The organism is Stenotrophomonas sp. GW821-FHT02D01, assembly GCF_059421765.1.
This window is the reverse complement of sequence record NZ_JBWKVP010000004.1, coordinates 162974-177799: the sequence shown is the minus strand read 5'-3', so window position 1 is coordinate 177799 and position 14826 is coordinate 162974. Positions and strand designations below refer to the sequence as shown.

At 61.2% G+C, this 14826-nt stretch carries 14 protein-coding genes and 2 pseudogenes; 8 read left to right on the top strand and 8 right to left on the bottom strand.

Going from position 1 to position 14826, the window contains the following annotated elements:
• Positions 1–31 precede the first annotated feature (31 nt).
• Positions 32–484 (bottom strand): hypothetical protein, encoded by a 453-nt coding sequence (locus AC07UW_RS10505; RefSeq protein WP_336022288.1) that lies wholly within the window; start codon positions 482–484, stop codon positions 32–34.
• 99 nt (positions 485–583) lie between these two features.
• Positions 584–2089 (bottom strand): YifB family Mg chelatase-like AAA ATPase, encoded by a 1506-nt coding sequence (locus AC07UW_RS10500; RefSeq protein ID WP_495212008.1) that lies wholly within the window; start codon positions 2087–2089, stop codon positions 584–586.
• Between the two features lie 237 nt (positions 2090–2326).
• Between AC07UW_RS10500 and AC07UW_RS10495 the strand changes: the two genes are divergently transcribed.
• The 5 genes from AC07UW_RS10495 to AC07UW_RS10475 all read left to right on the top strand — a co-directional run bounded on the left by AC07UW_RS10495 (position 2327) and on the right by AC07UW_RS10475 (position 5541).
• Entirely contained in the window at positions 2327–2578 is a 252-nt protein-coding gene (locus AC07UW_RS10495; protein ID WP_495212007.1) for a hypothetical protein, read from the top strand.
• A 150-nt stretch (positions 2579–2728) separates the two neighbouring features.
• The gene (locus tag AC07UW_RS10490) at positions 2729–3052 is read left to right on the top strand and encodes a hypothetical protein (RefSeq protein ID WP_495212006.1); all 324 of its coding nucleotides are present in this window, start codon (positions 2729–2731) and stop codon (positions 3050–3052) included.
• Between the two features lie 29 nt (positions 3053–3081).
• Complete coding sequence (locus AC07UW_RS10485; RefSeq protein ID WP_495212005.1) at positions 3082–4287, top strand: PfkB family carbohydrate kinase; 1206 nt, start codon at positions 3082–3084, stop codon at positions 4285–4287.
• A complete protein-coding gene (locus AC07UW_RS10480; RefSeq protein WP_495212004.1) occupies positions 4284–4889 on the top strand; it encodes a 7-cyano-7-deazaguanine synthase in 606 nt (201 codons plus the stop codon). The genes AC07UW_RS10485 and AC07UW_RS10480 overlap by 4 nt, the downstream gene beginning before the upstream one ends.
• Positions 4890–5040: 151 nt before the next feature.
• Positions 5041–5541 carry a nitroreductase family protein gene (locus tag AC07UW_RS10475; RefSeq protein WP_495212003.1) on the top strand — a complete coding sequence of 167 codons (501 nt, stop codon included), beginning with the start codon at positions 5041–5043 and terminating at the stop codon, positions 5539–5541.
• On the opposite strand, the gene AC07UW_RS10470 is transcribed toward AC07UW_RS10475, so the two are convergent.
• The 3 genes from AC07UW_RS10470 to AC07UW_RS10460 all read right to left on the bottom strand — a co-directional run bounded on the left by AC07UW_RS10470 (position 5482) and on the right by AC07UW_RS10460 (position 8823).
• Positions 5482–6327 (bottom strand): 8-oxoguanine DNA glycosylase, encoded by an 846-nt coding sequence (locus AC07UW_RS10470; RefSeq protein ID WP_495212002.1) that lies wholly within the window; start codon positions 6325–6327, stop codon positions 5482–5484. The genes AC07UW_RS10475 and AC07UW_RS10470 overlap by 60 nt on opposite strands.
• Before the next feature lie 812 nt (positions 6328–7139).
• Positions 7140–8267 (bottom strand): hypothetical protein, encoded by a 1128-nt coding sequence (locus AC07UW_RS10465; protein WP_495212001.1) that lies wholly within the window; start codon positions 8265–8267, stop codon positions 7140–7142.
• Positions 8268–8469: 202 nt separating this feature from the next.
• On the bottom strand, positions 8470–8823 hold the full coding sequence (locus AC07UW_RS10460; protein ID WP_495212000.1) for a helix-turn-helix domain-containing protein: 354 nt from the start codon (positions 8821–8823) through the stop codon (positions 8470–8472).
• 405 nt (positions 8824–9228) lie between these two features.
• Here AC07UW_RS10460 and AC07UW_RS10455 point away from each other — a divergent pair, with 405 nt between their 5' ends.
• Positions 9229–9675, top strand: a complete 447-nt coding sequence (locus AC07UW_RS10455) for an NIF family HAD-type phosphatase (RefSeq protein WP_495211999.1) — start codon at positions 9229–9231, stop codon at positions 9673–9675.
• On the opposite strand, the gene AC07UW_RS10450 is transcribed toward AC07UW_RS10455, so the two are convergent.
• A complete protein-coding gene (locus tag AC07UW_RS10450; protein WP_495211998.1) occupies positions 9647–9979 on the bottom strand; it encodes a hypothetical protein in 333 nt (110 codons plus the stop codon). The genes AC07UW_RS10455 and AC07UW_RS10450 overlap by 29 nt on opposite strands.
• Positions 9980–10088: 109 nt before the next feature.
• Positions 10089–11366, bottom strand: a complete 1278-nt coding sequence (locus tag AC07UW_RS10445) for a hypothetical protein (RefSeq protein WP_495211997.1) — start codon at positions 11364–11366, stop codon at positions 10089–10091.
• A gap of 305 nt (positions 11367–11671) precedes the next feature.
• On the opposite strand from AC07UW_RS10445, the gene AC07UW_RS10440 reads away from it, so the two are divergent.
• Positions 11672–12307 carry a DUF5677 domain-containing protein gene (locus AC07UW_RS10440; protein WP_495211996.1) on the top strand — a complete coding sequence of 212 codons (636 nt, stop codon included), beginning with the start codon at positions 11672–11674 and terminating at the stop codon, positions 12305–12307.
• Between the two features lie 159 nt (positions 12308–12466).
• Positions 12467–13622, top strand: a pseudogene (locus tag AC07UW_RS10435) (IS3 family transposase).
• Positions 13623–13844: 222 nt separating this feature from the next.
• Here the strand turns inward: AC07UW_RS10435 and AC07UW_RS10430 are convergent.
• Positions 13845–14681, bottom strand: a pseudogene (locus AC07UW_RS10430) (magnesium chelatase domain-containing protein); the annotation flags it as partial.
• Positions 14682–14826: the final 145 nt, after the last annotated feature.

Below are 14826 nucleotides of genomic sequence, written 5' to 3'. Positions count from 1 at the left end.
GCTGGGCGGGCACCTGGCAAGGCAGGCACCGCTAGGGACTGGGTCCTGCATGGTCGCACGCGTCGCCCACGGCGGGGAGGGGGCCAGTGCCCTCCAGTACCGACGGCAGGATCATGTGCGACGTCAACGATCGCCAGAACAGCGACTCGTCGTAGCTGTCAAAGTCGGTCCGGACCAGAATCGGCGACGGTAGCCCCTGCGCGCGCAGACGCAGGCGGATGCTGGCGACTTCCTCGCTCAACCCCACGCCGAACAGCACCAGCTGCACCTTCGCGTCGCGCAGCACGAATGATTCCTGCAACCGCGTGCCGAGGCCAGCGGCCAGGAACGTTCCCACCAGGTCGTAGTTGCGCCATTCCAGCACCGACAGGCCGCTGTCCACGCTGTAGATCGATTCCATGCGGATCAGGCCGCGCCGTCCTATCGTCCGTGATATCCGCTGACGGGCGGCCTCCTGCCCGCCCATGATGAGCATCCTGAGCAAACCGCGTCTCCTTGTGTATGGGCTCGCGGAAATGGTCAGGGCGCAGGTGGCATGGCAGATATCAGATGAATCTGATTCCTTCGTGCATGCAGCAGCGTGCTAGGTGCCTGGCTTGCCCCGGTCCAGCTGCCGGTACCCAATGGCCTCGGCCAGGTGCGCGGTCCGGATGGTCCCGCTTTCGGCAAGATCGGCAATGGTGCGTGCCACGCGCAGGATGCGATGCATCGCCCGCGCCGACAGCTGCAGGCGCTCGATGGCTTGTTCCAGCAGATCCTGGTCGGCTTCGCTCAAGCGCGTGCACGCGCGCAGGGCAGCAGGCGGCAGGTGCGCGTTGAGGCCACCACGCGCCCGTTGCCGCGCATGTGCCGCTTCCACCCGCGAACGCACGCTGGCGCTGGGTTCGCCCAAGGGTGTGCTCTCGCGCAACTCCACCGCATCCATGCGGCTCACGTTGATGTGCAAGTCGATGCGGTCCAGCAACGGGCCCGATACCCGCGCGCGGTAGCGGGTGACGCGCTCGTCACTGCACAGGCAGCGGTTGCTGCGGTCGCCGGCCCAGCCGCAGGGGCACGGGTTCATCGCCGCCACCAGTTGGAAGCGTGCCGGGTAGACCACGCTGCGCGCCGCGCGGGAGATGCGGATGTGACCCGACTCCAGCGGCTCACGCAGGGTTTCCAGCGCACTGCGGTTCCACTCGGGCAGCTCATCCAGGAACAGCACGCCGTGGTGCGCCAGCGAGATCTCGCCGGGGCAAGGTGGATTGCCGCCCCCCACCAATGCCGCCGCGCTCGCACTGTGGTGCGGCGCCCGGAACGGCCGCTGCCGCCAGCGCTTCGGGTCCAGCCCTTCGCCGCTGACCGAGGTGATGGCCGCCAACTGCAGGGCATCGATCTCTTCGGAATCCGGCAGCAGGCTGGGCAGGCGCGAGGCGAGCAGCGTCTTGCCGCAGCCGGGGCTGCCGATCAGCAACAGATGGTGACCACCGGCCGCGGCAACCTCTAACGCGCGGCGTGCGAGCGCCTGCCCGCGTACATCGGCCAGATCCGGCAGCGGCAGCGGCGTTGTGTCTACGCGTTCCACCTGTGGCAGCAGGCGTGGATTGCCCAGCCCGGCGCAGCATTCCAGCAGGGTGCGCGCCACCCGCACATCGGCGTGCTGGGCGAGGGCGGCTTCAGCGGCGTTGCCCGGGGGCACGATCAGGATGCGTCCGGCTTCCGCGGCGGCGATGGCGGCCGGCAGCGCACCGGACACCGCGCGCAGCTCACCGGTCAAGCCAAGTTCGCCGAGGAATTCGTACTGCAGCAACGACTGCGGATCGACTTGGCCACTGGCAGCGAGGATGCCCAGCGCGATAGCCAGATCGTAGCGACCGCCTTCCTTGGGCAGGTCGGCGGGCGCGAGGTTCAAGGTTATGCGCCGCTGCGGAAAGTCGAACCTCGCGCAGAGCATCGCGGCACGCACGCGCTCGCGCGACTCGCGCACGCTGGTCTCGGCCAGGCCGACGATCTGGGTGACCGGCAGACCGCCGGAGAGATGCACCTCGATCCGCACCAGCGGGGCATCGACCCCGGCGCGGGCACGGCTGTGAACCAGCGCCAGGCTCATGTGTGGTTTCCTGCAGAGGGACGCTTGATGGTGAGGGGGCGACATTCGGGCCACCATCGGGGTTTGCAGGTGAAGTGACTAGGGAGATTCTGGTGAAGGGCGATATCTGCCCTGAACAGACATCGCTGCGCATCAGGAGTCGCCTCGCAGAAGTGATCAGATCGCACTTCAATCCAGGTTGGCAATGGCTGCTAGCCGACGTCCCCGAGTTATGAGTAGCACATCGAATTGGAGTTCATGATCAACTTGTGGGCAAACCTTCAAAGTGTCCAGGCGGGAAAGAATGTGCCGACGATGCTCTCGGGTATAACCCATATCTCCCAACACCGGGACATCTCGCTGCACGAGCTGTTGAAGATCATGCTGTGGACTTACCGGGGTAGCGAGATCTGTGTGGCGCGTCCAGCCATACCCTCCCTCATCGTGGCGCGTGATCTGATAGATCAGATCAACTTTGCCGAGATTGAGGCTGCCACCAACGGGTTGTAGAGTGTAGCCGTGGCTGCTCTGACGGCCCTTATGTACATTAGTATCGAAACTGACCGCAGTTGGTGATTGACTCAAGCATTGCATGGAATGTTGTGCGGGAACTCTTCCGAGGCGCTCTCAGGCCTCGTTCACTAGGGATAGGAGACGGAAATGTCTGGATCTGGTGGTGGTAGTTTTGGGGGGGGTGGAGTTCAGGAGATTGCCTGTGAACGTCTCTCTTTTGAGACGCAGCTGAGTTCTCCAAAGCCTTTGGTTGTGGCGGGGATCAACGTGGGCGACATTTTGTCGGTTGCCATGGAGCAGCAGGGGGCTGGTCAAGTGGTGGTGGTGATCAAGCACGGGAATCAGGTGGCCGGTGGTATCACCTCTCCCAAGATGTCCCGTCTGCTCGAGTGCATTCGGCAGGGAACCCACTACCAGGCCACCGTACTGAGCAAGGCCAGCGGCCAGGTAACCATACGCATCTCGCCTTGAGGCGCTAGGCAACGACAGGGGATAAATGGATGTTGACCATCGTCGGTGGTATCTACCGCGAGGTGTGTTTGCGCCCGCAGTGGGACGAGGTGTATGGCTCGGCCGGACGTGCAGCGTCAGCGGTGGCGCGTCTGGGTGGGCAGGTGACGTTGCACGGTTATCTCGATGCTGCCCTCCAGCCGATCTTGGAGTGTCGTGCAGCGGACGAGGGCTTTAGCCTATCGATTGCGACGTTACCCCGGTCTGCCGCTTTTCACTACAGCCACGGACTATCTATACCGTGGATCGAGCAGCCAGAGCGGCAACCCTCGCTCAGCGTGACGGCCGATCACGTGCTTCGCTTTGGCATGGTGGAGAGCACAGCCATAGTGGACGCCGAGTACGCCGTATTCGATCCTCAGAACGTGACCGAGACTGAGTCATTTGGCGCTAACGGCTCGAAGGCCCGGCACCTGGCACTTGTGCTCAATCTGACTGAGGCAAGGAGCCTGCTCCAACAGTTCGATCTGACACCCGAGCAAATGGCTGCCGAGCTGGCTTCGCAGCATGCTGCAGAAGTGGTGGTGTTGAAGATGGGGCCGAAGGGGGCCTTGGTGCACCATGAGGGCGCCATTCAATGTGTTCCGGCCTACGCCACATCTCGGGTGTGGAAGATCGGCAGCGGGGATCAGTTTGCGGCCAACTTTGCATACGCCTGGATGGAAGAGCGCCGCTCGCCCTTGGAGGCTGCGGACCGAGCATCGCGCTCGGCTGCCTTCTATGCCCAGCACCGCAGGTATCCTGATGTAGAGGAGCTCGATGCATTTGCTCCGGTGCCGCTGCTGTTGTCTGACACCTACCTGCAGGGGCAGGTGCCTACCGTTTACTTGGCCGGGCCCTTCTTCACCCTTGGACAGCTCTGGGTGGTCGAGCAGGCCCGCAACTGCCTCCTCGACATGGGCCTGGACGTGTTCTCTCCCTACCACGACGTGGGCCCTGGCCCCGCCGAGATGGTGGTGGGGAAGGACATTGAGGGCATCCACCGGAGCCAGGTCATGCTCGCCATCGCAGATGGGCTGGACTCAGGCACGATCTTCGAGGTGGGCTACGCGCGATCTCGGGGAATCCCGGTGGTGATGTATGCCGAGAACGTGTCGCCTGAGGACCTGAAGATGATGGAGGGTACCGACTGCTTCCTGCGCGATGACTTCGTCAGTGCCATCTATCAGACCGCTTGGAATGGTGTTTGCGTATGAAGAGTGCCCTCCTACTGTCTGGCGGGATGGACTCGATCGCCCTGGCCTGGTGGAAGCGTCCGGATATGGCGTTCACAGTGGACTATGGCCAACTCGCCGCGGCTGCGGAAGTGGTGGCAGCCAGTGCCGTAAGCGAGCGACTGCAGATTCCGCACTACGTCATTCGGTTTGACGGTCGTGAGCTGGGTTCTGGGGACATGGCAGGTTCCACCCCCGACGCTCACGCGCCTGCCAGTGACTGGTGGCCCTACCGAAACCAGCTGCTGCTTACCCTGGTTGGTATGAAGTCGATCTCTATGGGCGCGCAGAGACTTTGGGTCGGTACCGTTGCTTCGGATGATAGTCATCAGGATGGCACGCTGGGTTTCGTCGACCTGATCAGCAAGCTGATGCAAAGCCAGGAAGGCGGCATGGTGGTTGAGGCCCCGGCGATCCAGCTGCAAACCAGCGATCTGGTGCGCACCTCGGGAATACCTCGTGATCTGCTGTCTTGGGCTCACAGCTGCCACAAGGCGTCGGTGGCCTGCGGCAACTGCCGCGGCTGCAACAAGTACTTTCAGGTATGGCACGAGCTCGAAGGGTATGCGGGCGACGCTCGGTAATCCGGTCCCTCGTCAGGACCCTGAGCCCTATGCGCCTTGGCAGTGGCCGGTAGTGCGCTCGATCGCACTGCCGGCCGCCTCGGACGTAGAGAGTAATTGGCCGGAGGCACTCGTGCGGCGCCGAAGTCGCAGGGACTTTGCACCCATCGGTATGCAGGCGCTGAGCACATTGCTATGGCATACGCTGCATTGCCAGCGAACTGCCGAGTCGCCAATGGGGTTCTCCCTGCAGCAGCGGCCAGTCCCTTCTGCAGGCGCTATCCATCCGGTGCACCTGCTGGTGCAGCTTCCGCTGGAGGAAGGGCAATGGGCACGCTACAACGCCATGACCCACGCCCTGGATGTCTTGGGCCATGCGTCCACCGTGCTGCAGGGGCTGTGCGAAGAGGCAGGTCAGGTGATTCGGACCGAGCCAGGCTCGCTGCTCTTGTTCGTGGCAGAGCCGGCAATGACCGCCGCCAAGTATGAGAATCCCTGCAGTCTGATATGGCGCGATGCAGGTGTCATGCAAGGGGCTCTGGCCATTGCCGCGGAGGCCTTGGCGTTGAACTACTGCCTTCTTGGGATAACTGGTGACCCGTGGGTGGGGCGGCTATCCGAGCAGTGCCATCTGGTTGGAGTGGGGCTGGCGGCGCTGGGAGCGCGGCCGTGAGGGCGCGTGCTTGGCCTTGAACTTGCTTTCCGGCAGCGCGCTGAGTGTGGCGCCGACGGTCAGGGGGGAGGCCATCATGTCCAGCCAAATGACGGCATCGAGTTCGGACGCCCTCACGCCCAAGCCAGCGCTGAACTTCAGGAACTGGTCCTCGAGCTGGAGGTAGTTCCGCTCCACTGTCAGCTCTGGATCCAGGAACCCGGCAAGAACGCCGGCGCGCAGGATATGGATATCCAGGATCGCGACATCGTCTGCATCCAGCCAGTTGCGCGCAATCCAGGAGGCGGTCTTGTATCCGATCCCTGGAACAGAGGTCAGCCAGTCGCGTAGCGCGCGACCTGACTGATCCGGAGAGGGCTCTTGGGAGAGCTTGCGCATTGCTGCTGCCAGGTAGCGTGCCTTCTGGCCGGCAAAGCGATACCGCACCAAGCGGCCTTCGTGCTCCATCGGCTCGGAGAGCCACTGAAGCAGATCCTGCTCGTCCGGCGCATCAGCCTCAAAGGCACCCTTCGACTTGAGGTGGTTGTAAGCCAGCAATCCAATGCTCGCAGGGATCCCGTGACCGCCCAGAAGGCATGCGCCCACTTCCTCGCGAAGCGTCTTGCCCAGCTTGTACTTGATCGAGCGCGCCTCGATGCGCCTGGCCATGACCTGGTATGCCCAGTACGCCGGAGTGGGAAACGCTTCGACGGCGCCCCACGGCACCCCGGCAACTACCTCCGACTCTGCGGAGGGCAGTTCAACGTTCACCATCATGGATTCGAGCATTACGCAGGCGCGCTGCATGGGGAGCCTCTTTAGTCGCCGAGCGTTGCATCTGCAACTCCGGACAAGCTGGGTTTACACCTGATCGGACTGGCAGGACGTCTAGGGCGCGTTCCCGTTTCGTGGGAGTCCGCTTTCTTTCTATGCATCTTATACCATAAAATATGCGTATATGCCTAAAAAACCCCAGAGCTTTCATCCCTTAATGCGCTCTCTTCCAGCGGCTCTGGGGGCTCGCATGATTGCGCTTGGACACAGTCAATTGGAGGTTTCAGCGCTCACTGGTGTCCCGCAGCCGCAGATCAGTCGCGCACTGCAGGGCGCACGAAAGCGCCTTACGTCGGACATGGAAAAGCTATGCCGTTATGCGCTTTTGAGTGCGGAAGAGCCTGAGGTTGTGGGTGATCCGGCTCTAGAGGTCACCTTGCTAATGCGTCAGCTGATTGGGGACAGCACGCTGGCCGCAGCGCACATGAAGGCCGTTCTTCGCAGTCTGGCTCCATTGATGGCCGACTATCGGCAGCGAACCTCGCCGTAGTACGGGTGCTGGTCTTAGCCGTCTACGCCACCAGGCAAGCGGCGAGGGGGGCGATCTGGGCTGGCGTCGCTTTGGCGGGATCCGATAGCGACGCGGGACGCGGCGACAGATAGCAGCAGACTGAGGTTGAGGTTGACGCTTTGTGCGGCTTGTTGAAGCGCTCGATCCAGCGTGTGAACCAGAGTCGCGAATCGTTGGGAAAGTGCTTGAAGTCAGTCATGCATTGCACGGGGTGCGGTTACGCCTTGATATCGGCACGCAGTCGTCGCAATTGAGAAATGGTGTATGAACGAAGCTAGCCTGGACCGGGTGCGCCGGGCCAATCAGCGTCCAGACCGAAGAGCTCAGTCATAGGTACGGCACCAGCGACAGCCTCCCATCGCCCGGTCGATAGGATCTGAGCATGAGTGAATCGACGCAACGCGGGTGGCACGCAGTGGGTTGACCCGGGGTTGAGATAGAGCGTGTGGGGACTTCTCAGGAAAGCGATGGTGCTGAAATTGGAGAAGATCCACGCCGCAGACATGCGCGAGTACCGTCCGGCTGACCACAATCCCTCATTGGGCCGTCCGAGGGGTTGGTCCTGCGACGGGCTGCCGCGTCCAAACAACGCGTCAATAGAGTCGATGTCCCTGTGGAAGGCATTCTGGCAATTGATAGCCACGACGAGGGGCAGGCCGGTGACACCGTATGCCCCTGCTTTTGTCTGCAGCTTGTCCCGAAGGTGAGACATCCCGTCGGCCATGATCGCGCCGCGGTGGTAGGCAGCGAGTAGGGGATCGTCGGGGCCTGCCTCACCTGGGCTGATGGCATGCGCCTCAATCGTCAGGGTTAGCCCCTCAAACACCCAGTCTCGGGTGGCCCATGGCGTCTGGGTATGGCCTCCCAGCTCGGCCAGCCATTGTTGGACTTGGGCTACGAAGCTACGGGCTGGCGGCGTCTTCCGGGTACTTCCCGACACGGTCACTGTGACGCGGTAGTGCTCATTGCGCGCATCCCGCAGGCCTTCCATCAGGACCTGGATCGCATGCTCATCAAGTCCACTGTCATCGGTAGGCTCGATCGTGATCGCTTCCAGCAGCATCGACTCGCCATCGGGAGTGCGCACCAGGAAGTCCGGTCGCCTGGTCGATCCATTGTTGAGCTCAGGGTGAACTTCAACCTCAAACCCGGAGCGGGTCAGAAGCTGGAAAAGCAACAGCTCAAACTCGGCGGATCGAATGTGAGCATCTTTCTTGAGCCGAGCGATCATTTCTTTCCGCTCGGCGGCGGGGTACTGCTGGACAGCGCAAGTAAAGAATTGGCGGAGCCTGGCCATCGATGGCCAGGATGAGCGGTTGTAAAACTGGAACAGGGACTCTCTGGCGCACTTTGGCCGAGGGTCGGTCCGATCGAAAGAATCGAAGATGAGCTCTTGGGTCATATCAGTCCAGCTTACAGGCGATCTCTAAAGTCGGCGATGAGTTGGGAGAGCGAGACGCCGCGGTGAGTGCGCACGCCAAGCAGCGTGGTAGTTGCACCAACTGAGGGGAGTCTTCTGAAAGCTGGATCAATGGCCCCTAGAGGCTGCCAGTCAAAAGAGGATATCGATTCGACTAGGTCGGCCAAGGCAACGGACTAGCTGATCAGCTTGCGCGGCTACGTGATCGCTTCGCTTTCAGCATGGCCATCGGGCTGACCAGTGGTGTTGGGGCTAGCTGGCCAAGCTGGTGCTCCAGACCCAGTGCTTTAAATACGCTTACGAGCGTATGCAAGGTTGATCCTTGGCCATTTTCTAGCTGCACCAACGCCCGGCGGGAGATGCCCGCTTTGTCTGCCAGAGCAGCTTGCGAGACATTTGCCGCAAGTCGACGAGCTTTGACGCGTTGGCCTAGGGCCTCAACAATCTCGCCAGGGGACTGGATTGGCATCGACTCCATTTGCGCTGAAATCTGCTCGTTACGGCCAATGATGTCGGTTATGCGCACAAATGCGCGCATCCAGATGTAGGAACAAGGCGCAGCTAAGCCACTTGAGTTGGGTCAAGTGTAGTACGCATTGCCATGCCCGGTGGGGGCTGCGCACCGCCGGGACCGGGAGGATTGTGCAGATTAGCTAAAGATGTCGCCTTGGACCTGTCTGGAGCGCAAGCGTTGGGGCGGCGGTGCACCGGCTTTGAGAGGGTGGGGGACTTCGGCTCCTGGGTGGTGCCAAGGTCCTTGCGCAGAGGTAGCTGGGCCGTCGTGTGGATCGGGCGAGCAGTGACGCGGGCGAACTCTTGACCGCCATGCCTCCCAGCCCGTACCAGTAGGCTCACACCCCATGCGTACCAGTAGGCTCACGCGATGGACAGCGCTCAGCCGCAGGAGCAAGGTAGGGCTACGGACCTACGGACGAGGCAGCACATGAAGCCCACCATCTTGGCTCTGGACCTTGAGGGGACGCTCATCTCCAACGCGATCAGCCAGATTCCCAGGCCGGGGCTCTATCAGTTCTTGGAGGCTGTCCGAGCGCACTTTGACCAGCTGATGATGTTCACGACAGTTCCCGAACCTCGCTTCCGCAGTATCGCTGCGCTGTTGGTTGGCGAAGGATGTGCGCCGGGTTGGTTTGCGGACCTGCACTACATCAAGTGGGAGGGAAAGACGAAGGACTTGCTTCTGGCGTCGCCGCGTCTGGGAGAAGTGCTGCTGCTGGATGATCACGCCCCCTACATTCATCCTGGACAGGAGCACCTCTGCGTTCAGATCCCTCTGTTTGGGTCGCCCTATGCAGCAGATGATGATGGACTCAGCATTGCCCTTGAACGCCTGCTTGATCGCGTCAGGTGCGGAGAGCAGTACCAGCACTGACCCCGCTCGTGTTCTGCGCGCTGCGCGCGTCGAGTTCGAGGTAGACGTTTGAAAGGCCGGTTACTGAGCAGTCCTTTTCGGCAGACCTGTCAGAGGCGTTCACGTTTCCAGCGCAGACAAGTGTCTCCAACGACGCAGTGTCGCCTACCTGAGCGCTGGCCTGACCAAAGGCGACCTCGACAGGCTTTCCCAGGATTGAATTGCGTTCGCTCTCGGTCAAGGACCACGCGTCAGCAAAATGGGTGAAAATTCTCAGCGCAGATGCGGAGAGATCCGGCCATCCCCATTCATTCTTTTCGTTCATAGAGACGGCCACATGGGAGTGACCATGATGGTACGCCTAACCCATCCCAGAACCAGGGTCAGGTGTGGACAGGATGCGCGATGTATGGATGTCATATACCGCCTGCCGCTCAGGGTCCGGGTAGATCTACAGCGCGGCTGAGGCTGGGTTCTGTCAGCAGCTTGATCAGCGCCGGCAACGATGAAGCAAGACGAAAATGGACCCCGTCAGGTGCTGCCGCAAGCGCCAGCCAGGCGGCCCTGCCCCCGCCCTTGGAACCATCGCGAACGTGCGCCAGTCTCCTGAGGTAGTCCTCAAGCTGATCGGCGGAGACTCCCATAGCCTGGTCTGGGGGAATCTGGCCTTGAACTGATTGCTCCAGGATGCAGGAAATGATCTCGTCCGCGGACAGCTCAACAACCTTTTCAGCGGCGCCGATTGCCTTTGCGTACAAGATTGAGGCAAGACTTACTGTCTGACCATCTCTCTTTCCGTAGCAGATCAAATGGCACTTCAGGGACTGGCTAATCAAGTCGCTTTGATTGATAAGGCTGGTGAGAGCCTCTGAAGTCCACTTCCCGGTCTCTGACTGAATTGACTTCGCATCTCTCTTGAACTCAAGGGCGAAACAGCGCGCATCTCCGGCAACCAAGTCACCGAAAACCCCATCGTTGGGAGTCTGCTGGAACATGTTCACGGGGACCGTGATGCCCGCCTTGCTGGAGGCGTGTCCAAGTGCGTAGATGAAGCCCCCTAGCATCTGGTTCTCGTACACTAGGTCCGCCTCGATCTCTTCGTTGGTCCGCTCTGAGGTATCGCTCTCCCTATGAAGTTGACGCATAAGGCCAAGGCAGAGCTCCAGACGCGTTGTGATCGTGGTGTTCGAGGACGATGACGTGGCCGTTCTTGATTCCAGGCTGATCAGGAAATTGGCGTAGTAGAGAAGCAGAAGCTGCCAAGAGGCAAATGAAACATTGTTGGATAGGTGATCTGCGGAACTTCTTGCCCACGTGGCAATCGCTTTGGCAGTGGGGCCCGTTCCCTTCAGTCGGCTTGCGTTATCGACGCTTCTTGCTTCGCTTTCAATATGTTCTTTAAGCAATGGTGTGGGCCGCCTTTTGGTAAGGGGTACCAAGTTGGCGTCGCTAAAGACATGCCCGCCGATCACGCTGGCGATGCGCGCTATCGACTTCGCGTCATACCCGCGCGCCCTCGGATCTGAGATCGCCACCACCTCTTCGGTAAGAAGGTCCACAAATTCATCGAGAAGGCGCTGTCTAGGGAGTTCGAGCTTCGCCCATCCCATGGCTGCCAATTTGGTTGATAGCGCCATGGCGATGTCGCTGTCCTTTCGGGTACTGAGCCAATCAAGATTCTTGACGAGCCTGTCTTCGTGCTGGCCTGGCATGGAATCGCTCTGCGTTGGGTGTGTTGGACGGCAATTGTAGGTGCATCCAAAGATGCCGCTGTAACGACGAGTACACGTGGATAAGGGGGGGGCGTAGCCTGCCGGCCAGGAGTTGTAGAAATTGGTCGTACATGTATTGCCTCAGCGCTCATCGGTTACAGCCGTTGGGCTGTCTGCGCCGAAGGTCTCGCACGGAGCTGGTATGGTCACGACTTTGGTTGACATCGAGTTGTCGAGGATGGATTTCTTGCGGTGCCGATTCTAGGATGGCAAGCTGCTGACGTCCGCAACCATGGAAGATGGAAATGACTATTGAAGCCGCAATGGCTGGTTTGAACGAAGCTGAGGCCTCCTACCAGACGATTTCTCCGAAGGTCGGTTCTGAACGCCGCTATGCAAAGGCATTCTGGGCCAAGGTCATCAGCAATTGTGATGCCACTGTGGCACTGATTCGTAACGGGTATGGGCCTCAAGCATTTGCCATCCACCGGCTTACCCTTGAGCATTTTGCGTACATGTACGCACTGCTTAGTGGTGTTCTGACCAACGAGAAGGCCGAGCAGCAGAACTGGTATGACTTGGGGCGCGCCTCAAAGGCTGCCGAAGCTACTCGTGCCGTCGACGTCCGCCGCGGGCGTGAGGTGCTTAGCCCTGAGAACTCGGACGTTTTGGATGAATTGAACGGAAGGCCCGAGATCAAGAATGCCGTTGACCATGGCTTGAGCATCTACAACCTGCTCGATGAGCCAGATCTGAAATTCATGCACGACCAATTCAGGATTCACTCGGTACGCGCCTCGCACGCCAATATTTTTTCCTCGGTCTGGAGCCCCACCGGGGCAGAGCTGGAGATTTTGACTGAAGACGTTGCAGAGGTTCTGCGCAACTGCTCCACTGCTTGGGAGAACGTTCTGGCCGGAAAGCCCTTGCTGGAAAGGTAGTGAGTCGCCGGCCTGATCGAATATCGGTTCGGCAGCAGAAGCAGGGAGCAGGGCGGGCGAACCATGGCCCCCCTCTTTGCGACACTCCAGGTGCGTGGGGTTCACCCCCGTTTTCACGGACACTTACAAGAAGGCCGATTCAGGCCATGAGGAGTGTTCATGTCAAAGCGTAGGAAGTTCAGTGCCGAGTTCAAACGCGGTGCGGTTGAGCAGGCGAGCCAACCCGGCATCAGCTGCGCCCAGGTGGCCCGGGAGTTGGGAATTCGCGACAGCCTGCTGACCCGCTGGAAGCGCGAGGCGCAGAATCCGGTGTCGGCCGCTTTCGGTGGCAGCGGAACGCCACGGGACGATGAGGTGGCTCGACTCAAGCGCGAACTGGCGCGTGTGAAGAAGGAACGGGATTTTTTGCGAGAAGCGGCGACGTTCTTTGCAAAGGGATCATCCTGAGGTATCAGGTGATCGAACGTTGCCGCGATGAGTTTCCGATTCGACTGATGTGCCGCTGCCCTAAGGTATCGGCCAGCGGCTATTACCAGTGGAGTAAGCGTCCTCCGAGTGCCCGGCAGGTCGACAATGAGCGCCTGGTTATACGGATGCGCGAACTACACGAAGACAGCCGGGGTACTCTGGGAGCTGGCCGCATGCGCGAAGACTTGGCCGAGGAAGGCGAGAGCGCCAGCCTGAACCGGATAGCGCGCCTGATGGCCGCCGACGGCCTGCAGGGCTGGCCCCGGCGTAAGCGCCGCGGGCAGCGCGCAAGTCCGGCCATGACACCGCCGGGCGTGGTCAATCTGCTTGAACGCGATTTTCTCGCGCTGGAGCCGGAAACCAAGTGGGTGACCGATATCACCGAGATCAAGACCCGTCAGGGCAAGTTGTATCTATGCATCGCGCTGGATCTGTACGGCCAGCGCATTGTGGGCTGGTCAATGCACGATCGACAGGGTCGCCAGATGTGATCCGGGCGGTGCAGATGGCGGTCTGGCAGCGCCAAGGCAACCACGAAGTCATCCTGCATTCGGATCGTGGCAGTCAATTCCGCAGCGGTGACTACCAGGGGTATCTCGCGGCTAACGGACTGATCTGTTCAATGAGCGCAGTGGGGCATTGCGGTGACAACGCTGCCTGCGAAGGCTTCTTTGGGCTGCTCAAGCGCGAGCGAGTCTATCGAACGAACTATCCGACACTGGATGCAGCCCGAGCGGATGTGTCTGACTACATCGAGCGACGCCACAACCCAAGGATGCGGCGAAGGGTCGCCAGGCAAGATCAGAAGGTTGCAGCTCTTTTAGAACCGTCCGTGATATCGGGGTAGAACCCCAACATGGTCGGAAGGAGGGTGGCCGGCGGACGCCTTTGGGTTGCGGTCCTTCGGCGGCGGCAGTCGTCTGTTCAGGACCTCGGCTTAATCTAGCCGCACAGTGCAGCGCGTCTCGGTCGCTTAAGTCACTGAATTCCAGAGACCATTTTTGGCGGCCCTTTGTGCTTGCTCAGTCGCACGCCTTTGCGCCATTCGCATTGACTTAGAAAATTGTCACCCCACCAAAGCCGCAGCGCTCGCACTGTGGTGCGGCGCCCGGAACGGCCGCTGCCGCCAGCGCTTCGGGTCCAGCCCTTCGCCGCTGACCGAGGTGATGGCCGCCAACTGCAGGGCATCGATCTCTTCGGAATCCGGCAGCAGGCTGGGCAGGCGCGAGGCGAGCAGCGTCTTGCCGCAGCCGGGGCTGCCGATCAGCAATAGATGATGGCCACCGGCCGCGGCAACCTCTAACGCGCGGCGTGCGAGCGCCTGCCCGCGTACATCGGCCAGATCCGGCAGCGGCAGCGGCGTTGTGTCTACGCGTTCCACCTGTGGCAGCAGGCGTGGATTGCCCAGCCCGGCGCAGCATTCCAGCAGGGTGCGCGCCACCCGCACATCGGCGTGCTGGGCGAGGGCGGCTTCAGCGGCGTTGCCCGGGGGCACGATCAGGATGCGTCCGGCTTCCGCGGCGGCGATGGCGGCCGGCAGTGCGCCGGACACCGCGCGCAGCTCTCCGGTCAAGCCAAGTTCGCCGAGGAATTCGTACTGCAGCAACGACTGCGGATCGACCTGGCCACTGGCAGCGAGGATGCCCAAGGCAATCGCCAGGTCATAGCGACCGCCTTCCTTGGGCAGGTCGGCGGGCGCGAGGTTCAAGGTGATGCGCCGCTGCGGAAAGTCGAATCTCGCGCAGAGCATCGCGGCACGCACGCGCTCGCGCGACTCGCGCACGCTGGTCTCGGCCAAGCCGACGATCTGGGTGACGGGCAGGCCACCAGAGAGATGTACTTCAATGCGCACCAGCGGGGCGTCGACCCCAGCGCGCGCACGGCTGTGAACCAGCGCCAGGCTCATGTGTGGTTTCCTGCAGAGGGACGCTTGATAGTGCGGCAGGCGCTCTACGGGCGACCATCGGGGATTGCTGGCGAAGTGGCTAGGAGGATTCCGACAGGTGGTTGGAACGTGCCTTCTTCCTTTGCGGCACGTGGTCTCTGCAAAT